Origin of the sequence: Pseudomonas palleroniana (assembly GCF_022836895.1) — a bacterium.
Lineage (GTDB): Bacteria > Pseudomonadota > Gammaproteobacteria > Pseudomonadales > Pseudomonadaceae > Aquipseudomonas > Aquipseudomonas palleroniana.
The window spans coordinates 419430-439257 of the sequence record NZ_CP092411.1; the positions used below are offsets into that span (position 1 = coordinate 419430).

Annotated in this window: 18 protein-coding genes; 5 read left to right on the forward strand and 13 right to left on the reverse strand. The window is 59.6% G+C overall.

Annotated features, from left to right (window positions below; genetic code table 11):
• Nucleotides 1-6: 6 nt before the first annotated feature.
• The 5 genes from MJP36_RS01730 to MJP36_RS01750 all read right to left on the reverse strand — a co-directional run bounded on the left by MJP36_RS01730 (nucleotide 7) and on the right by MJP36_RS01750 (nucleotide 4413).
• Nucleotides 7-1236: a nucleoside recognition domain-containing protein gene (locus MJP36_RS01730; RefSeq protein ID WP_244384740.1), complete on the reverse strand. Its 1230-nt coding sequence runs from the start codon at nucleotides 1234-1236 to the stop codon at nucleotides 7-9.
• A 95-nt stretch (nucleotides 1237-1331) separates the two neighbouring features.
• Entirely contained in the window at nucleotides 1332-2663 is a 1332-nt protein-coding gene (gltP, locus tag MJP36_RS01735) for a glutamate/aspartate:proton symporter GltP (RefSeq protein ID WP_161548492.1), read from the reverse strand.
• A 746-nt stretch (nucleotides 2664-3409) separates the two neighbouring features.
• Complete coding sequence (locus MJP36_RS01740) at nucleotides 3410-3877, reverse strand: inhibitor of vertebrate lysozyme family protein (protein ID WP_244384741.1); 468 nt, start codon at nucleotides 3875-3877, stop codon at nucleotides 3410-3412.
• A 2-nt stretch (nucleotides 3878-3879) separates the two neighbouring features.
• Nucleotides 3880-4044 carry a DUF1328 domain-containing protein gene (locus tag MJP36_RS01745; RefSeq protein ID WP_003170804.1) on the reverse strand — a complete coding sequence of 55 codons (165 nt, stop codon included), beginning with the start codon at nucleotides 4042-4044 and terminating at the stop codon, nucleotides 3880-3882.
• A gap of 78 nt (nucleotides 4045-4122) precedes the next feature.
• Nucleotides 4123-4413 carry a hypothetical protein gene (locus tag MJP36_RS01750; protein WP_060756482.1) on the reverse strand — a complete coding sequence of 97 codons (291 nt, stop codon included), beginning with the start codon at nucleotides 4411-4413 and terminating at the stop codon, nucleotides 4123-4125.
• 390 nt (nucleotides 4414-4803) lie between these two features.
• Here MJP36_RS01750 and algB point away from each other — a divergent pair, with 390 nt between their 5' ends.
• Entirely contained in the window at nucleotides 4804-6150 is a 1347-nt protein-coding gene (gene algB / locus MJP36_RS01755; RefSeq protein WP_060756483.1) for a sigma-54-dependent response regulator transcription factor AlgB, read from the forward strand.
• Nucleotides 6151-6160: 10 nt separating this feature from the next.
• Nucleotides 6161-7948 carry an ATP-binding protein gene (locus tag MJP36_RS01760; protein WP_060756484.1) on the forward strand — a complete coding sequence of 596 codons (1788 nt, stop codon included), beginning with the start codon at nucleotides 6161-6163 and terminating at the stop codon, nucleotides 7946-7948.
• A 23-nt stretch (nucleotides 7949-7971) separates the two neighbouring features.
• On the opposite strand, the gene MJP36_RS01765 is transcribed toward MJP36_RS01760, so the two are convergent.
• From MJP36_RS01765 to MJP36_RS01790, 6 genes are all read right to left on the reverse strand, one after another.
• The gene (locus MJP36_RS01765) at nucleotides 7972-8748 is read right to left on the reverse strand and encodes an N-acetylmuramoyl-L-alanine amidase (RefSeq protein WP_161548494.1); all 777 of its coding nucleotides are present in this window, start codon (nucleotides 8746-8748) and stop codon (nucleotides 7972-7974) included.
• 88 nt (nucleotides 8749-8836) lie between these two features.
• Entirely contained in the window at nucleotides 8837-10885 is a 2049-nt protein-coding gene (locus MJP36_RS01770; RefSeq protein ID WP_161548495.1) for a GGDEF domain-containing protein, read from the reverse strand.
• A complete protein-coding gene (locus tag MJP36_RS01775; protein WP_090367703.1) occupies nucleotides 10882-11760 on the reverse strand; it encodes an endonuclease/exonuclease/phosphatase family protein in 879 nt (292 codons plus the stop codon). The genes MJP36_RS01770 and MJP36_RS01775 overlap by 4 nt, the downstream gene beginning before the upstream one ends.
• An 11-nt stretch (nucleotides 11761-11771) precedes the next feature.
• Nucleotides 11772-12407, reverse strand: a complete 636-nt coding sequence (dsbA, locus tag MJP36_RS01780; protein WP_060756488.1) for a thiol:disulfide interchange protein DsbA — start codon at nucleotides 12405-12407, stop codon at nucleotides 11772-11774.
• A 169-nt stretch (nucleotides 12408-12576) separates the two neighbouring features.
• Entirely contained in the window at nucleotides 12577-13203 is a 627-nt protein-coding gene (locus MJP36_RS01785) for a c-type cytochrome (protein ID WP_104995116.1), read from the reverse strand.
• A gap of 33 nt (nucleotides 13204-13236) precedes the next feature.
• Nucleotides 13237-13539, reverse strand: a complete 303-nt coding sequence (locus MJP36_RS01790) for a c-type cytochrome (RefSeq protein WP_104995115.1) — start codon at nucleotides 13537-13539, stop codon at nucleotides 13237-13239.
• Nucleotides 13540-13731: 192 nt separating this feature from the next.
• Between MJP36_RS01790 and yihA the strand changes: the two genes are divergently transcribed.
• The gene (gene yihA / locus MJP36_RS01795) at nucleotides 13732-14373 is read left to right on the forward strand and encodes a ribosome biogenesis GTP-binding protein YihA/YsxC (RefSeq protein ID WP_104995114.1); all 642 of its coding nucleotides are present in this window, start codon (nucleotides 13732-13734) and stop codon (nucleotides 14371-14373) included.
• 269 nt (nucleotides 14374-14642) lie between these two features.
• On the opposite strand, the gene polA is transcribed toward yihA, so the two are convergent.
• Nucleotides 14643-17426 carry a DNA polymerase I gene (gene polA / locus MJP36_RS01800; RefSeq protein ID WP_104995113.1) on the reverse strand — a complete coding sequence of 928 codons (2784 nt, stop codon included), beginning with the start codon at nucleotides 17424-17426 and terminating at the stop codon, nucleotides 14643-14645.
• Nucleotides 17427-17500: 74 nt separating this feature from the next.
• Here polA and MJP36_RS01805 point away from each other — a divergent pair, with 74 nt between their 5' ends.
• Nucleotides 17501-17791, forward strand: a complete 291-nt coding sequence (locus tag MJP36_RS01805; protein WP_060756492.1) for a DUF2782 domain-containing protein — start codon at nucleotides 17501-17503, stop codon at nucleotides 17789-17791.
• Nucleotides 17792-17847: 56 nt separating this feature from the next.
• Nucleotides 17848-18801 (forward strand): homoserine kinase, encoded by a 954-nt coding sequence (locus MJP36_RS01810; RefSeq protein WP_104995112.1) that lies wholly within the window; start codon nucleotides 17848-17850, stop codon nucleotides 18799-18801.
• A 55-nt stretch (nucleotides 18802-18856) separates the two neighbouring features.
• Here the strand turns inward: MJP36_RS01810 and MJP36_RS01815 are convergent, their stop codons facing one another.
• Nucleotides 18857-19786 carry a zinc ABC transporter substrate-binding protein ZnuA gene (locus MJP36_RS01815; protein WP_104995111.1) on the reverse strand — a complete coding sequence of 310 codons (930 nt, stop codon included), beginning with the start codon at nucleotides 19784-19786 and terminating at the stop codon, nucleotides 18857-18859.
• Between the last annotated feature and the right edge of the window lie 42 nt (nucleotides 19787-19828).

Here is a 19828-nt window from a genome sequence, read left to right on the forward strand (position 1 = left end):
TCAGCCTCAGCCAAAGAACCAGTAGCACACCGCAATAGCCGCCGCCACACCGGCAAACTCCGCCAGCAACGCACACCCCACCGCATGCCTGGCTCGCTGGATGCCCACCGAGCCGAAGTACACCGCCAACACATAAAAGGTGGTTTCCGTACTGCCCTGGATCGTCGCCGCCACCAGCGCCGGGAAGCTGTCCACACCCTTGGTCTGCATGGTCTCGATCAACAGCGCCCGCGCCGCGCTGCCGGAAAACGGCTTGACCATTGCGGTCGGCAACGCGTCGACAAAGCGCGTGTCCATGCCCGTCCAGGCCACCACATGACGAATGCCTTCCAGGCCGAAGTCCAACGCTCCGGAGGCGCGCAGCACACCCACGGCGCAAAGCATCGCCACCAGGTACGGCAGCAGGTTCTTGGCCACGTCGAAGCCTTCCTTGGCGCCCTCGACAAACGCTTCGTACACCTTGACCTTGCGCAACGCACCGATTACCAGGAACAGCATGATCAGGCCAAACAGCGTCAGGTTGCCGAGGATCGAAGACAAGCTTGCCAACGCCGTGGCAGACAAGGTCGCCAGCAACGCCATGAAACCACCCAACACCAAGGCGCCGGGAATCAGGTAAGCCAGCACCACCGGGTCCCACAGGCGCAAGCGCTGCATGATCGCCACCGACAGCAGGCCGACGAGGGTCGAGGCGCTGGTGGCCAGCAGGATCGGCAGGAACACCAGCGTCGGGTCGGCGGCGCCTTGCTGGGCGCGGTACATGAAGATGGTCACCGGCAGCAGCGTCAGCGACGAAGCGTTGAGCACCAGGAACAGGATCTGCGCGTTACTTGCGGTGTTGGGGAGGGGGTTGAGTTCCTGCAGTGCCTTCATCGCCTTGAGGCCAATCGGCGTGGCGGCGTTGTCCAGGCCCAGGCCGTTGGCGGCGAAGTTCAGGGTGATCAAGCCAATGGCCGGATGGCCGGCGGGCACCTCGGGCATCAGGCGCCGAAACAGCGGGCCGAGGGCCTTGGCCAGCCAGTCGACGATGCCGGCTTTTTCAGCGATGCGCAAAAAACCCAGCCACAGCGTCAAGGTGCCGAACAACAGCACCATCACTTCCACCGACAGTTTGGCCATGGCGAAAATGCTTTCCACCATCGCCGCGAAAATCCCGGCGTTACCGCCGACCAGCCATTGCGCCAGTGCCGACACCATTGCCACGACAAAGAAGCCAAGCCACAGGCCATTGAGCATCAGATGAATCCCCCGAAAGATGGGGCGAATGATAGCGGGGCTGACAGAAACGACAAACCCCGGATTTCCCGGGGTTGGTTCAGATCACATTGCTATCAGCTACGGCTGGTCTCGCCGACCACCGAGGCTGTCTTGCTGCGCCAGTGCGGCAGGGAGTTCCAGTAGCGCTCACCCTTGGCGTCGTCGTACATGCCTTCCCAACGGGAGATGACCAATACGGCCAAGGCGTTGCCAATGACGTTGAGTGCGGTACGCGCCATGTCCATGATGCGGTCGACACCGGCGATGAACGCCAGGCCTTCCAGCGGAATACCCACACTGCCCAGGGTGGCCAACAGCACGACGAAGGACACACCCGGCACGCCGGCGATACCTTTGGAGGTGACCATCAGGGTCAGCACCAGCATCAGTTGCTGGCCGACCGACAGGTCGATGCCGTACAGCTGGGCGATAAAGATCGCCGCGATGCTCTGGTACAGCGTCGAACCGTCGAGGTTGAACGAGTAGCCGGTCGGCACCACAAAGCTGCAGATCGCTTTCGGCGCGCCGTAGGCTTCCATCTTTTCGATCACGCGTGGCAGCACGGTCTCGGAACTGGCAGTGGAGTAGGCCAGTACCAGCTCATCCTTGAAGATGCGGATCAGCTTGAGGATCGAGAAGCCAAACAGACGAGCGATCAGGCCCAGCACCGCAAAGGCGAAGAACAGGATGGCGACGTAGACCAGAATCACCAGCTTGGCCAGCGGCAGCAAGGAAGCGAAGCCGAAGTTGGCGACCGTCACCGCGATCAGTGCAAAGACGCCGATCGGGGCGTACTTCATGATCATGTGGGTGACTTTGAACATGCTCTCGGACACGCCCTGGAACATTGTCACCAGCGGCTCGCGCAGCTCAGGCTTGAGGCTCGACAAGCCCAGGCCGAACAGCACCGAGAAGAAAATGATCGGCAGCATTTCGCCACGGGCTACGGCGGCAAAGATGTTCGATGGAATCAGGTTGAGAATGGTCTCGATGAACGCATGCTCATGCTGCACTTCAGCAGCCGTGGCGGTGTACTTGGAGATATCGACAGTGCCCAGGGTGCTCATGTCGATACCCGCGCCCGGGTGGAACAGGTTGGCCAACAGCAGGCCGACCACGATGGCAATGGTGGTGACGATTTCGAAGTAAAGGATGGTTTTGACACCAATCCGGCCGAGCTTTTTCGCGTCACCGACCCCGGCAATGCCGACGATCAGAGAGGAAATCACAATCGGGATCACGATCATCTTGATCAGGCGGATAAAGATATCGCCCGCTGGCTGCAACACATTGCTGATCCACCAGGCTTTTTCAGCACTGAAATGGTTGAGCACTGCACCGATTGCGATCCCCAGCACCAAACCGATGAGGATCTGCCAGGCGAGGCTTAGCTTTGCCTTCTTCATGTCATTACCCTTACTTCAAGTGGACTTAAGGCGAATGCGCCAGCTGGAACGCTCGAAAGCGAAAAAGTGTGAGCATCGGCCTCCATGGAAGGTCACCGCAGCGTGGCCGAAATGGCTTACTGGCAGGCGAAAAAAGGCGCAACTATTCCGATGCAAGGGAGCGACGTCTAATGCCGTAAACGCCTACCCTATGCCGAATCGGCATGAGTTTTTTTGATAATAACTGTCCGAATGGTCAGTTCAAATGCGACATATTGTCTGGCAAATATGCCGTGAACCTGCCAAACCCGGCTCGCTCAGAGATGCTGGACGACTTTCAGGCGGTGGCGCAATTGCCCGGAAAATCCATGACCTGGCGCCAGAAGTGTCCTATGGTGCGGCAAAAAATTTCTCGATAGATGGTCACGCCGACATACCCAGTAATGGTTAGTCAGCAGCGAAAGAGAAAATAGTTGCTATGCGCGGTATGCGAAGAGCGGCATGCGAGGCGGATGATGAGAGTCATAAGCTCGCCGCAAGTTCAGCAAGCAAAAAAACACTTGTGAACTTGCGTCGCAGCTTTTCGCCTGACCCGGCCCTCGCGCAGGCACTCCCTGTGCCCGTAGGTCACGCCGATCTCGATCGATCAGAGCAACCCGGCCCCCTGGTCATGCATCGCCCTTGGCGAGCGATGCAGACAGAAAGAAGCGCAGTGGCTTCTTTCTATGGATGAAGGTTTCGTAGACGCTGCAAACGTCAGACGCAACCTAGTACCAATTCGGATCTTTCTTGAGCTGCTCCATCAGCAGCTTTTGCATGCCTTCGTCCGGCTTGCCAAGGAAACGGTAGTCCGCGTGGCGTGTCGGCGACTTGTCCGCCGGCAACCCGGCCGGTACCTGTACCAACATGGCGTAGGCGTGCTTCTTGTCATAACTGAACGCGACGATCAGACGTTTGCTGCGACAGGTGTCTGCCGTCTCGCAGAGCGGCCCCACCAAGTACTTGTCGCCATCCTCTTCGACGGCATTCATCTGCTCGGCCGAGCCCGACAGGTTCATGACCCATTCCGGCAGGCGCTCTTCTTTCTTCACCACGCCTTGCCAGGTCTCACGAAACTGCGAACCGGAACTCAGCAACTCGTTGGCCCGGGATTGGCCGTCATTGGCGGCCATTGCCCAGCTACTGCCGCCCAGAAGCAGGACGGCAGCCAAGGTTTTAAAGGACGAAGTGGTCATAGTCAGCCTCGGCCGCGACGACCAAAGAAGAACGAAGCGATGAACATCACCAGGAAAACCACGAACAGGATCTTGGCGATACCCGTAGCGGTGCCCGCGATACCACCGAAGCCCAAGACGGCAGCCACAATGGCGATGATCAGAAATGTGATAGCCCAACTCAACATGGTGATTCTCCTTACGCTTCTATAGGGGTAACAGGGGTATTACCGTGCAGCCGCTCAACCAGAACGACCTTTTCTTGCCTAGAACACCCAACGTTCTTGGACGGGCAGTTCGCCCAGGGTGGAATCCTGATCGACCACTCTCAATTGCGGAGCCGTCACGTTGCCAAGAGAACGGCTCTCAAGAGAAGAGAAATGGGTCTGGGTCATGATCGGACGTTCAAACTGAGGGACTTGCTGCTGATGACTCTGCTGCCAAGCCTGCATTTGCTGCCCGACAATCAACGTGACCATCAGCGCCAGGCTGGCAAAAAGACCTTGCTGCAAACGCAGGGACGAAATACGCAGTTGGCTGAGGTGTTGACGAGTCATGCTGTATTTCTCCCGCATTCTGATTATTCGTTCATGACACTGTTGGGAGAGTTATTGCAGAGTGCATGCCAGTTTTTTTAAACAAAAAAACTCAATAAAATCAGAATGTTACGACTTTGCTTTGAAGGCGCCGCCCAGCATCCTGCACGATGCCCTGCCCAGGGCCGTGCGAATTGCACGATAGCCAATGGTCGGGTAAAGGGATCGAAAGCCTTCATCGAGTTGCCGAAGTGGCACGAAGGCATGAATACGCCACTAATCAGCGGGTTTGTAGGAAGGCGCGCAGATAGCTGCACGAAGATGCTTTTTATGAATCAGAATGAACCATGCAACTTGCCCGATTATTCCGGGACTAACCACCATCATTCATAGTTAAGGAGCGCGGGACAGATGGAATCAGCCAAGGAACTTCAAGGCCGCATTCTTTTAGTGGATGACGAATCCGCAATCCTGCGCACGTTCAGATACTGCCTGGAAGACGAGGGCTACACCGTAGCCACAGCCAACAGCGCCGCCCAAGCCGATGCCTTGATGCAACGCCAAGTGTTCGACCTGTGTTTCCTCGACCTGCGTCTGGGCGAAGACAACGGTCTGGATGTACTGGCCCAGATGCGCATCCAGGCACCGTGGATGCGTGTGGTGATCGTCACCGCGCATTCGGCCGTGGATACCGCCGTGGACGCCATCCAGGCCGGTGCCGCCGATTATCTGGTCAAGCCATGCAGTCCTGACCAATTGCGCTTGGCCACGGCCAAGCAGTTGGAAGTGCGCCAATTGTCGGCACGCCTGGAGGCGCTGGAAGGCGAAGTGCGCCAACCCAAGGACGGCCTCGACTCCCACAGCCCGTCCATGATGGTGGTGCTGGAAACCGCACGCCAAGTGGCGGGTACCGACGCCAATATCCTGATCCTGGGCGAGTCCGGTACCGGTAAAGGTGAATTGGCCCGCGCCATTCATGGTTGGAGCAAGCGCGCGAAAAAATCCTGCGTCACCATCAATTGCCCTTCGTTGACAGCGGAGTTGATGGAGAGCGAGCTGTTCGGCCACAGCCGCGGTGCGTTTACCGGCGCCAGCGAGAGCACATTGGGCCGGGTCAACCAGGCCGATGGCGGTACGCTTTTTCTCGACGAGATCGGCGACTTTCCACTCACGTTGCAACCCAAGTTACTGCGCTTTATCCAGGACAAAGAGTACGAGCGTGTCGGCGACCCGGTGACCCGACGGGCCGATGTGCGCATCCTCGCAGCCACCAACTTGAACCTGGAAGACATGGTGCGCGACGGCCGCTTCCGGGAAGACTTGCTCTACCGCCTCAACGTCATCACCCTGCACCTGCCGCCGCTGCGCGAACGCAGTGAAGACATCCTGACCCTGGCCGACCGTTTCCTGGCGCGGTTCGTGAAGGAGTACGCACGGCCCGCCCGAGGGTTCAGTGATCAGGCACGCGAAGCGCTGCTCAACTATCGCTGGCCGGGCAATATCCGTGAGCTGCGCAACGTGGTGGAGCGGGCCAGCATCATCTGCCCTCAAGAGAAGGTCGAGATCAGCCATCTCGGCATGGCTGAACAGCCGACCAACAATGCGCCACGCATCGGCGCGGCGCTGAGCCTGGACGAGCTGGAGAAAGCGCATATCGGCGCTGTGCTCGCCACCAGCGACACCCTGGACCAGGCGGCACGCACGCTGGGCATCGACGCGTCGACCCTGTACCGCAAACGCAAACAGTACAACCTGTGAACCACACCCTATGAAGCTTGCGATGAAACTGCGTACTCGGTTGTTCCTGAGTATCTCAGCGCTGATCAGCGTCGCCCTGCTGGGGTTGATCCTGGGCCTGGTCAGCGTTATGCAAATGGCCAAGACCCAGGAGTCATTGATCCGCAGCAGCTTCATCAACCTGGAACTGGGGCTCAAGCTGCGCCAGAGCCTGGGCGACCAGTTGATCATGATGCTGGAAAAGCCGCCTGACACGCAGGCGTTGCAAGCCTCCAAGCAACACTATTTCGAACTGCTGGACCAGGGCATCGCCCATGAACAGCAAAACGGTCGCGGCAATGGCTTCAGCCAGGCGCGCATCGACTACCAGAACCTGCTGGAAGCGTTTGACAAATCCCAGCAGCCATCGCCGCCGCCCGGCAGCAGAGAACAACTCACCGAAGCCTTCAACGTGTTGCGCAACGGCCTGATTGTCGATCATAAGCAGGCTCTGGAAAACATCAGCAACAGTGAACACGAGTCCCGCGAACGCGCGCTGGTGATCTCCGGCCTGCTCGGACTGGTCGGGCTTGCGGTGTTGATCATCGGTTTCATCACGGCACATGGCATCGCTCGACGCTTCGGCGGGCCCATCGAAGCGCTGGCTAAAGCCGCCGACAGGATCGGGCAGGGCGACTTTGAAGTCACCCTGCCCATCTCCTCGGCAGCAGAGATGAACCAGCTGACGCGCCGCTTCGGCATCATGGCCGAAGCATTGCGCCAGCATCAGGCGACCAATGTCGACGAGCTGCTGGCCGGCCAGCAACGCCTGCAAGCGGTGCTCGACAGTATTGATGACGGCCTGCTGATGATTGACCGCCAAGGCTGCCTGGAACACCTCAACCCCGTGGCACAGCGCCAGCTGGGATGGGACGAGGAACGCCTCGGCCAGGGCCTGGGCGAGGCTCTCGCACGCCCGGAAATGGATGAACAACTGCAACTGGTGTTGCGCGGCGGCAATCTGGAGCGAGCACCGGAAGATCTGGAGGTGGAAGTCGAAGGCGAGTTGCGCCTGCTGACCTACAGCCTGACCCCGGTGAGCCATACCCAGGGGCATATTCTCGGAGCGGTGATGGTGCTGCACGACGTTACGGAGCAGCGCGCCTTTGAGCGGGTGCGCAGCGAGTTTGTCCTGCGCGCCTCCCATGAGTTACGCACGCCGGTGACCGGCATGCATATGGCCTTCGGCTTGTTTCGTGAGCGGGCAAAGTTTCCCGCAGAGTCCCGGGAAGCGGACTTGCTGGATACGGTCAACGAAGAAATGCAGCGCCTGATGCAGTTGATCAACGACTTGCTGAATTTTTCGCGTTACCAGAATGGCCTGCAGAAACTCACTCTGGCGCCGTGCGATATCACAGACTTGCTGGAGCACGCCCAAGCGCGGTTTGCGGAACCGGCGAATGCACAACACATCGAGTTGCTGGTGGAAGCCCAAGCCGATTTGCCGCGACTGCACGCTGACCAGGCCCAACTGGAGCGCGTGCTCGACAATTTGCTGGCCAATGCCCTGCGTCATACCGCCGAAGGCGGGCAGATTCGCCTGCAGGCCCGTCGCCATGGCGAACGAGTGATTATCAGCGTGGAGGATAACGGCGAAGGTATTGCGTACGGCCAACAGGGACGCATCTTCGAACCTTTCGTACAAGTGGGCCGCAAGAAAGGCGGCGCCGGCCTCGGGCTGGCGCTGTGCAAGGAGATCGTGCAATTGCACGGGGGCCGAATGGGTGTGTACTCACGGCCAGGGCAGGGCACGCAGTTCTACATGGCACTGCCCTTGTAAGCGAGCATTTACCCGCCTGGCGATTAGCGATGGTTCAACGCGCTCAGGATCGCAGCACTTTCGGCATCCGGCGTGCCGTCAAACAGCGATGGCCTGAAATGCATCTGGAAAGCCGCTATTACATGACGCGTGGCGACATCCAGCTCGCCGGTTTGAGGCGTCTGGTAGCCCAGGCGCGCCAGCTCTTCCTGGAACCAGGCCACGCTCGGCAACTGCGCTACATACTGCGCCTGGAAACGAGCCACTGCCTGCGCGTCCGGCCAGGCTCCCAACCCTTCAGCCGCCAACCGCTTCCACGGAAACAGTGGGCCTGGATCAAGCTTGCGCAGCGGCGCGATATCGCTGTGACCGATGATGTGCTTAGGGTCAATTCCGTTGCGCTTGCTGATGTCTTTCAACAGCACGATGAGTGACTGTACCTGCGCCTCGGAGTACGGGTACCAGACGCGGCCCGTCGGGGTATCGCGATACCCCGGGTTGACGATTTCGATACCGATGGAACTGGAGTTGAGCCAGGTGCGCCCCAACCACTCGCTCTCGCCTGCATGCCAGGCCCGCTGGCTCTCATCCACCAACTTGTAGATAGTGCCCGAGGCATCGTTACCAATCAGGTAATGGCTGCTGACCTGGCCGTGGGTCAACAGGGCCAAGGAACGCTCAAGGTTGGCGGAGGTGTAATGGACGATGACGAACTGTATGCGGTTGTCGTGGTTCGCCGAAGGGTGGCTGGTATCGAGACGGGGGCCGCTTGCACAGCCGGCGAGTAGAAGAAACACAAAAGCGATGTACAGGGATTTCATGGCAGATCACGTTACACTGAAGACGATAATGCAACAGTGTAACGTATGAAGGGTAGCGCGGCGGTCAAATCACAAAATGGAACATCTTTTAAGCTGCCAGCACCTTGTTACGTCCTGCCGCCTTGGCTCGGTACAACGCCTCGTCGGCACGCTTGAGCGCCAGATCACTACGCTCACCCGGCAGAAACTGCGCCACGCCCATGGACACCGTGATCGTCACCGGCTCGCCTTTGAAGTGGAACGGACACGCTTCAATCGCCGCACGCAGCACCTCACCCACGGCCAAGGCATCGGCCAGCAATGAGTCGGGCATCAGCAACACAAACTCCTCGCCACCAAAACGCGCAATAAAATCGCTTGGCCGCAGGCGCTTGCTCAGCACGTTGGCGATGATCTTCAAGACTTTGTCGCCGGCCAAGTGCCCATAACCGTCGTTGATGCGCTTGAAATGGTCCAGGTCCAGTATCGCCAGCGACAAGCTGTTGCCGCGCTGGTGCCAGGCATTGACCTCCTGGTCCAGGCGCTCACTCCAGGCAGCGCGGTTAGGCAGGCCGGTGAGCGGGTCAATCAAGGCTTTCTGACGCTGCACCTCCAGGTGTTCGCGATAGCCTTGAGCTTCCTGCTCCATGCTCGCAACCCGCTCAGCCAAGCCCTTCAAACGCGCCGCCACTTCCTGTTCACGCTGGTCGCGCTGCTGCTGATGCTCATCCATGGTGCCGAGCAAACCTTCAAGATGGCTTTCCAGCACCTGCTTGAGACTGTTCAGGTCGGACGCTTCCTGTACGCTGCTTTGCAAGCCATCGACCTGTTCACGAATCTGCGTATCCAATTCGCGCGCGGCCGAACGGCTATCGGCGTGGCCGTCACTGGCAACCTGCAAATGGCCTTGAAACGCTTCGAGACGCTCGTTGAGCTGCTTGAGATAAGCCTCGAACTCATGCTGGCCGCTGTCGGTGATCGCCAGCATCAACACCGCCAGGTCATCCAGGATCGGCAGCAGCTCGTACCAGTTCAAACCATTGGCCAGACGCTCGCGCATGGCCTCGGCCTGGGGCCGGTGGCGTTCGGGCAGGTCGAGGTCTTCCAGCAAGCCGAGCAAAGTGCTTTCGATATGTTTGGCGACCGAGCTGTAGGACGGCTCGGGCGAGTCGGGCAGGGCGTAGACGCCGTCCGCTTGCAACGCATCAGGGTCGGGTTCGGCGCTGTCCAGCACAGGCGGGAGCGACAGGCTGCCGATGGTCGTCGCCTCCACTCTGTCGACCTGCACCTCGGGCGCTTCGATAAAAGCGGCGAGCGCACTCTCGGATGCCGGCGCCTCAAGAGTTGGCTCCGGCTCCTCAACGTCAGGGGCTTCGACAGGTGGGGCAGCGGCCACCGACTGCGCAGGGGCTTCGAAGACAAACGTTTCGCTGGCGACCTGGGCCTGCGCAACGGGCACAACGGGTTCAGGCGGCGACGCCGTCGGCGCTGATGGCGCTGGCTCGAATGCCCGCAACGCTTCGGCCAGCACCTCGGACTGCGCCGGCTCCTGAGGCTCGGGCGCAGACTTTGGCGCCACCGGCTGCGGCGTAGCTGTAGGAACCGGTTCGCCGGCTTCGGTTGCAGCATCTTTACTGCCGAACAGGCGCTGCAGCAGACCCGGCCCTGAACGGGGGCTTTCGCTGTCCGGCTCCAGGTTGTCCAGTGCCTGCCCTTGCAGGCTACTGAGCTCACTCAGGAGCAACGGTATCTCCCGCGCCTGCCCGACACGACCATCGAGTTGCTTGGCGAAGGCTTTCAGCGGGCGGGCCACTTCACGGGGCAGCGGTAACTTCTGCAACTGCGCGACCAGTGCCGTGAGCGCAGTGCTGATCTGGTCAACCCGGGTTTCGCGGCGCTGTTCCGAATCCAGCACGGCTTTTTCCAGACGCGGCAGCAAGGCGGCGAGGGCGGCATCCATGTCGTCGCTGCGCACGATGTCGCGCATTTCCTTCATGCATTGATCGACTGCGCGGTCCGTTCCTTCAGCGGCCAGCGTGCTGCGTACCAGCCCCCGGCGCAGCAGGTCGAGGCGGGCAGCCCAGCGGCGTTCGAGCTTGTCTTGTTGCTCGATGCTCTTGAGGTATTTCTCTTTCCAGCGCTGGGCGTCGTCGCTCATGCAAGGGGTCCGCTGGTGCCTGGGCTCAACGCGGGCAATGCATCTGCCGTGAGCGAACCCGGCAGACGAATCTCGACCGCGACCGGCAGGTGGTCGGAAATGGGCTGCGCCAAAACCTGCACACTTTCGAGCGTGAGGGTCGGGCTCAGCAGGATATGATCCAGACAGCGTTGCGGGCGCCAACTGGGGAACGTGGCTTCGACTTGCGGCGCCAGTAACCCAAGGTCACGCAACGGGGAATTCTGCAACAGGTCATTGGCATGGGTGTTCATGTCACCCATCAGCACCTGATGCTTGTAGTTGCCAATCAGCTCACGCACGTAGGCAAGCTGGAGGTTGCGCGTACGCCCTCCGAGCGCCAGGTGCATCATCACCACCACCAGGGCTTCGGGGCCTTCGCCGAAGCGCACCAGAATCGCCCCACGCCCTTTGGGGCCTGGCAATGGATGGTCTTCGATGGCAGTTGGCTTCAGGCGGCTGAGCACACCATTACTGTGCTGTGCCAGGCGCCCGAGGTTGCGATTGAGTTGCTGATACCAGTAGGGGAAGGCCCCCAACTGAGCCAGGTGCTCCACCTGATTGATGTAGCCGGAGCGAATGCTGCCGCCATCGACTTCCTGCAACGCGACCAGATCGAAGTCGTTGAGCAGGTTGCCGATTTTTTGCAGGTTGCCGGCCCGCCCGTTATGCGGCAGCAGATGCTGCCAGCCACGGGTAAGGTAGTGGCGGTACTTCTCGGTACTGATGCCCACCTGAATATTGAAGCTGAGCAGGCGCAAGCGACTGTCAGCCGGCAAGCCTGTGGACTCCAGATGATGCTCGTTGACCCGCGGCTCATGCAGGCCTACGACACGTTCGGTACCCCGGCGGCGCATGGTGAGCCCCCTTACTTGGCGGCGCGCTCTTTGGCGATCAATTGGTCTGCAACGTTGAGAACAGCTTCCGGACCACCGGCAGTGCCGAGGTCGAAACGGTACTTACCGTTGACGATCATGGTCGGTACGCCTTGCACGCCATACTTCTGCGCGAGTTCCTTGGCCTGCTTGATCTGGCCCTGGATAGCGAAAGAGTTGAAGGTGGCGAGGAACTTGTCCTTGTCGACACCCTGGGTGGCGACGAAGTCGGCCATTTCTTCCGGCTTGGTCAGGCGCTTGCCTTGTTTCTGGATCGCGTCGAATACGGCGTTATGGACCTTGTGCTCAACACCCATGGCTTCCAGGGTCAGGAACAATTGGCCGTGGGCATCCCATGGGCCGCCGAACATGGCCGGGATGCGCTTGAAGTTCACGTCGGACGGGAGTTTTTCAACCCATGGATTGATGGTTGGCTCAAAAGCATAGCAATGCGGGCAGCCGTACCAGAACAGCTCCACGACCTCGATCTTGCCAGGCACCGAAACCGGTACAGGGTTAGGCAATTCAACATAGGTTTTACCGGCTTCAAGCGGCACATCGGCAGCTTGTGCCGTCATGCCGAAGAGGCTGGCGGTAACGAGAGCGGCGCTGAGGATCAGATTACGCATGCTTTACTCCTGGACAAATAAAGTCGCCTCACGCGACCTTTGTTATGACAGGTCTACGCGGACATGATTTCGTTAGTGTAACGGCAGCGGCCACAAAAAAGGGCGGCCTAAGCCACCCTTTTTATGCTTGCATCGATGGATTAATCGAGCGTTAACGTCGCCCGCCCTGTCAGTGCAGCCCTTGGATGTAGCTGGATACTGCTTCGATATCTTTATCCGAAAGCTTGGCAGCAATGTCGCCCATCATTTTGTTACCCGCATCGCCATCGATATAACGAACTTTCTCGCGGAAGTCCTTCAATTGCTTGGCGGTGTATTGGGCGTGCTGGCCACTCAGATGAGGGAAGCCTGCAGCGGCGAGACCACCGCCGTCCGGGATGTGGCACGCCTTGCAGGCGGGCATGCCACCAATAGGCTGGTCTTCAGCGAGCTTGCCACCTTGGAACAATGCCTGGCCTTTTTCGACCAATTTCGGATCGGCAGCTCCCACACTGCCTTTCTGGCTGGCAAAATACGCCGCGATATCTGCCAGGTCCTGATCACTGAGGTTGGTCAGCAAGCCGGTCATTTCCAGCACCGTGCGCTTGCCATCCTTGATGTCGTGCATCTGCTTGGTCAGGTAACGCTCACCCTGGCCGGCCAGTTTGGGGAAGTTCGGCGCCGGGCTGTTGCCATCCGGTCCATGGCAAGCACCACACACGGCGGCTTTCGCCTGGCCCGCTGTAGCGTCGCCTGCAGCATGGGCAACACCGGTGATGCCCAAGGTCAACAGCAGACTCACGATCAGTTTGTTCATCAGCTAATCCAACTACGGCTAAGGGTTTAAGAGTTATCTACCGGGTTTACTCGCCATCAATTCAATGACGGCCTGGTAATCCTCAGTACTGCAGTCCATGCACAAACCACGCGGCGGCATTGCCTTGAAACCCTGGGTTACGTGTTGCACCAGCGTATCCATGCCCTGCGCCAGTCTGGGCGCCCACGCTGCCTGATCACCCCGTTCAGGGGCGTTGGGCAGTTGGCCGGCATGGCAAGCCACGCAAACTCGGTTGTACACCGCTTCCGGTTCCTGTGTAGCCTGAGCGCCATAAAGCGGAATCAGGACACCAAAAGCGAGCAACCTGAGGGTCATACATCGACCTTTTCAGGGTTTGAGAGCGTTTTGCGTTCTAATGCGCAATGAAGGTCTTTCGCTCCCGTGAACTTCATCCTTCGCTGGGACAAAGCACACACAAAATCTGCGGCATTATATACTGGCGCTACTGAAACGGAAACGACACCGCTTGCCGCACCCTTTCTCGGCACCGCCCACATCGGAAATCTCATGCAACTCAAGAATCCCATCCTCGGTCTGTGCCAACAGTCCACGTTCATGCTCAGCGCCGCCAAAGTTGACCAATGCCCCGATGACGAAGGTTTTGAAGTCGCCTTTGCCGGTCGCTCCAACGCCGGTAAATCCAGCGCACTGAACACCCTGACCCATGCCAGCCTGGCGCGCACCTCGAAAACCCCGGGCCGCACGCAGCTGCTCAATTTCTTCAAGCTAGACGATGATCGGCGTCTGGTCGACCTGCCGGGCTACGGTTACGCAAAAGTACCTATCCCGTTGAAGCTGCACTGGCAGCGTCACCTGGAGGCTTACCTGGGTGGCCGCGAGAGTTTGAAGGGCCTGATCCTGATGATGGACATCCGTCATCCAATGACCGACTTCGACTTGTTGATGCTCGACTGGGCCGTCGCCAGCGGCATGCCGATGCATATCCTGCTGACCAAGGCCGACAAGCTGACCTACGGCGCAGCCAAGAACACGCTGCTCAAGGTCCAATCGGAAATCCGCAAAGGTTGGGGTGATGCGATCACCATCCAACTGTTCTCGGCACCCAAGCGCATGGGCCTGGAAGAGGCTTACACCGTGCTGGCCGGCTGGATGGAATTGGCGGACAAGGGCACTGAAATCGCGGAATAGCTTTTCTGCGGGCAAAAAAAACCCCGGACTTCGTATGGGGAGGGGAAGTTCGGGGTTCAAGTTCCGGACCGCTAGGGCGGGGTCCAGATATCTGCCAACACTTAACACAACATAGGAGCATTGAAGGGCTTCACCACCCATTCAGTAACTCTGAGTGGCAGTTCACGGGTTAAGTTCCGGCAGATTCAAAAAACTATTGGAAATAACCCGTATCGATTTCTGATCTAAAGCGCCCTGCCATCACGGTTGGTGATGGCAGAGCCGCCAAATCAGTGCGCCTCGTCCCAGTTATCGCCCACTCCCACATCCACCACCAACGGCACATCCAATTGCGCCGCCGCACTCATGTGTTCGCGGATCTTTTCGCTGACTTGCGCCACCAGGTCTTCACGCACCTCAAGCACCAGTTCGTCGTGCACCTGGAGGATAACCTTGGCATCCAGACCCGACTCCGTCAGCCAGTCATCCACCCGTACCATGGCTTTCTTGATGATGTCCGCCGCGGTGCCTTGCATCGGCGCGTTGATCGCCGTGCGCTCGGCGGCTGCGCGGTCCTGGGGTTTATTGGAGTTGATGTCGGGCAAATACAGCCGACGCCCGAAGAAGGTTTCTACATAGCCCTGGTCGGCAGCCTGGGCGCGGGTGCGCTCCATATATTCGCGAACGCCCGGGTAACGTGCGAAGTACACATCGATATAGGCCTTGGCGGTCTTGGTATCGACCCCGATATCCTTGCCGAGCTTCTGCGCCCCCATCCCGTAGATCAGGCCAAAGTTGATCGCCTTGGCACTGCGACGCTGGTCGGACGTGACCTCGGCCAACTCGACCTTGAACACCTCGGCGGCCGTCGCCGTATGCACGTCCAGGTTGTTACGGAAGGCGTTCATCAGGCCCTCGTCCCTGGACAGGTGCGCCATGATCCGCAATTCGATCTGGGAATAATCCGCCGCAAGCAGTTTGTAGCCCTTGGGCGCGACAAATGCCTGGCGAATCCGCCGCCCTTCGGCGGTGCGCACCGGTATGTTCTGCAGGTTCGGATCGCTGGAAGACAAACGCCCGGTTGCCGCCACCGCCTGGTGATAAGACGTGTGAATGCGCCCGGTGCGTGGGTTGATCTGCTCCGGCAGCCGGTCGGTATAGGTGCTTTTGAGCTTGCTCATGCTGCGGTACTGCATCAGCACCTTGGGCAACAGGAAGTCATCTTCGGCCAGCTTGGCCAGTACTTCTTCAGCCGTCGACGCCTGGCCTTTGCCGGTCTTCTTCAATACCGGCAGGCCCAGTTTCTCGTAGAGAATCGCCCCTAGCTGCTTGGGCGAGCCCAGGTTGAACGCCTCACCGGCGATCTCGAACGCCTGACGCTCCAGCTCGACCATCTTGTTGCCCAGCTCGATGCTCTGAACGCCCAGCAGATCCTTATCCACCAAGGCTCCCTGACGCTCGATCCGCGCCAACACCGGCACCAGTGGAATCTCGATGTCGGTCAGTACGCCGGCCAGGCTTGGAATGGCCGCCAGTTTCGCATGCAGCGCCTGATGCAGACGCAAGGTCACATCGGCATCTTCCGCCGCGTAGGGACCGGCTTGCTCAAGCGGGATCTGGTCGAATGTCAGCTGTTTGGCGCCCTTGCCGGCGATGTCCTGGAAACTGACGGTGTCGTAGTCCAGGTACTTCTTGGCCAGGCTGTCCATGTCGTGCCGGGTTGCCGTGGAGTTGAGCACATAGGATTCGAGCATGGTGTCGAAGGCGATACCACGCACAGTAATGCCCTGCGCCGGGTCGCCACCGATGGCGCAGTTGGCCAGGATGTTCATGTCGAACTTGGCGTGCTGGCCGACCTTGAGCTTGGTCGGATCCTCCAGCAATGGTTTCAACGCGAGCAACACGCTGTCGCGATCCAGCTGCGGCGGCGCGCCGATGTAGGAATGCGTCAACGGAATGTACGCGGCTTCATGGGGCTGCACCGCGAATGAAACCCCGACCAGCTGCGCCTGCTGGGCGTCGATGCCAGTGGTTTCGGTATCGAACGCGAACAACTTCGCGTCATTGAGCTTCTTCAGCCAGACATCGAAGGTCGCCTGGTCAAGGATTGTGGTGTAACGCGCCTCGACAGGCGCAACCACCACCGCCTCCACAACGGCTTCAGCAACGGGCGCCGTGTTGAGTTCCACGCGCTTGGCATCACGCTGGATCTCGTCGAACCAGCTCTTGAACTCCAGCAGCGTGTACAGCTCCAGCAGCTTTTCACGATCGGGTTCGATCAGGTGCAGGTCTTCCAGGCCGACGTGCAGCGGCACATCACACTTGATCGTCGCCAGTTGGTAAGAAAGGAACGCCATCTCCTTATGCTCTTCCAACTTGGCCGGCAGGGTCTTGGCCCCACGGATCGGCAGGGTCGGCACGATATCCAACTGCTCATACAGCTCTTTGATCCCGCCATTCACGCCCACCAGCAAGCCTGAAGCGGTCTTCGGACCAATACCCGGAACGCCCGGAATGTTGTCAGACGAATCCCCCATCAAAGCCAGATAGTCGATGATCTGCTCCGGAGCGACGCCAAATTTCTCCTTTACGCCTTCGATGTCCATCGAACTACCGGTCATGGTATTGACCAAGGTAATGTGCCCATCGACCAACTGCGCCATGTCTTTGTCACCGGTGGAAATCACCACCGGTCGGTTGGCCGCTGCGCTGCTGCGGGCCAGGGTGCCGATCACGTCATCGGCCTCGACGCCTTCGACGCACAACAGCGGGAAGCCCAGGGCAATCACGCTCTGGTGCAGCGGCTCGATCTGCAGGCGCATGTCATCGGGCATGCTCGGGCGATTGGCCTTGTATTCGGCGTACATGTCATCGCGAAAAGTCCCACCCTTGGCGTCAAACACCACGGCGAAAGGGCTGTCCGGGTACTGCTTGCGCAGGCTTTTGAGCATGTTCAACACGCCCTTGACCGCACCGGTCGGCAGGCCTTTGGAAGTGGTGAGCGGTGGCAGCGCGTGGAACGCGCGATACAGATAAGAAGAACCGTCCACCAGGACGAGGGGGGCTTGGCTCATGAGCAGGATCAACCTTTTCGGCGGGTCAGGCGCTAGAATAGCCGGACCAATGACGACAAAGGGACAAGGTTATCATGCGTACATTCAATCGCCTGCTCCTCACTGGCTTGATTGCACTCGCTCCGATGGCTGCCATGGCGGCAGACAGCGCCCCTTCGGGCGATCCGGAAGTTACCATTCGCACGGAAGGCGACAGAACCATCCAGGAGTACCGCCAAAACGGTTTCCTGTACGCAATCAAGGTCACTGTAAAGGGTGCCCCACCGTATTTCCTGGTGCGCGCGGACGGAACCGACGCGAACTTCATCCGCTCTGACCAGCCGGATATGCTGATCCCGTCATGGAAGATCTTCGAATGGAAATGATTTCTTAACTTCAATTGGCGCCGCACATCGCGGCGCCCGTACTGGCAGTTTTAACCATGTCTGTGTTTACCCCCCTGGCTCGGCCCGAGCTGGAAACCTTTCTCGCCCCTTATGGGCTCGGCCGCCTGCTTGATTTCCAGGGGATTGCCGCTGGCAGCGAAAACACCAATTTCTTTATCAGCCTGGAACAGGGCGAATTCGTCCTGACCCTGGTTGAGCGCGGCCCCGTCGCGGAGATGCCGTTCTTCATCGAGTTGCTCGACGTGCTCCACGACGCTGACCTGCCAGTGCCCTATGCGCTGCGCACCACCGACGGCGTCGCCCTGCGCACGCTGGCCGGCAAACCGGCGCTGCTGCAACCGCGCCTGGCCGGCAAGCACATCAAGGACGCCAACGCCCAGCATTGCGCCCAGGTCGGTGACTTGCTGGGCCACCTGCACCTGGCCACCCAAGGCGAGAAGGTGCTGGAACGCAAGACCGATCGCGGGCTGGAGTGGATGCTCAGTGAAGGGGCACAGCTGATTTCGCACTTGAACGAAGCGCAGCAACGTTTATTGCAAGCGGCATTGACCGAGATCGACGCCCACAAGGCCGAGATCCTGGCCTTGCCACGCGCCAACGTGCATGCCGACCTGTTCCGCGACAATGCGATGTTTGAAGGCACGCATCTCACAGGATTGATCGACTTCTACAACGCCTGCTCCGGCCCGATGCTGTACGACGTGGCGATCGCCCTGAATGACTGGTGCTCGGATGCGCAAGGCGTGATTGATGGGCCGCGTGCCCGCGCACTGCTGGGCGCCTACGCGAGCCTGCGGCCGTTCACTGCGAAGGAGGCCGAATTGTGGCCGACGATGTTACGGGTGGCTTGTGTGCGGTTCTGGCTGTCACGGCTGATCGCCGCTGAGTCGTTTGCCGGGCAGGATGTGCTGATTCACGACCCCGCCGAGTTCGAGCACCGTTTGGCGCAGCGCCAGCAGGTCACGATCCAACTGCCGTTCGCCCTTTAAAGGACCCACTCGGTCAAAAATGTGGGAGCAAGCCAGCTCCCACATGCGTTAACCGTCAGAGCGACTCCAGGCACCCGGCCAAATCGTTGCCCAGCTTCTCCAGCACCTGCTCGTACCCTTGAGCCGTGGCCGGTGTGTAGCCGCCCAATGCATCCAACTCCGCCAACTTCACCGGCAGGCCGGCCACCAGCGTCTCAGCCAAACGCGGACGCAATGGCGGTTCACTGAACACACATGTCTTGCCCACTTCCTGCAGGCGCGTGCGCATCGCCGCGACGTGCTGGGCACCCGGCTGTACTTCGGCAGCCACGCTGAACACACCGGTGTGCTTGAGCCCATAGGCGTCTTCGAAGTAATCAAAAGCTTCATGGAACACGAAGTAGGGTTTGTCGCCGATGGTCGCCAGGCGAGCCTTCAACCGTGCGTCCAACGCATCCAGACGCTCATCGAAAGCCTTAACGTTACTCTGATAACGCGCGGCATTGACCGGGTCGGCAGCGCTGAGATCAGCAGCCATGCGTGCCGCGATCACGCGCGCGTTGACCGTCGATAGCCACAGGTGCGCATCCAGGCTGCCCGGGCGATGATCGTGGTCATGTTCGTCGGCTTCGTCAGCGTGGGAGTGGCTATCTTCGGCGAAACGACGCAGCTTCATGCCTGGAAGATCCTGTACCGCGACGGTCGGCAGGCTACGCCCCTTGAGCACACGCGGCAGGAAGCTCTCCATGTCCGGGCCGATCCAATACAGCAGGTCCACCGACTGCACGCGCCGTACGTCGGATGGGCGCAAGGCATAGTTATGCGGCGACGCGCCAGGCGGCAACAAGACCTCCGGGATCGCCACGCCATCCTGCACGGCGGCGGCAATCAACTGCAACGGCTTGATGCTGGTCAACACCTTGACCTCAGCCTGAGCGGCTGCGGTAACGAACAAACTGGTGACAAATACGACAAAAACGGGAAAAAGTCGGAACACGATGACCACTCGATGGCGTAGGAACGGGTAACATAATAACGTCTCTATCAA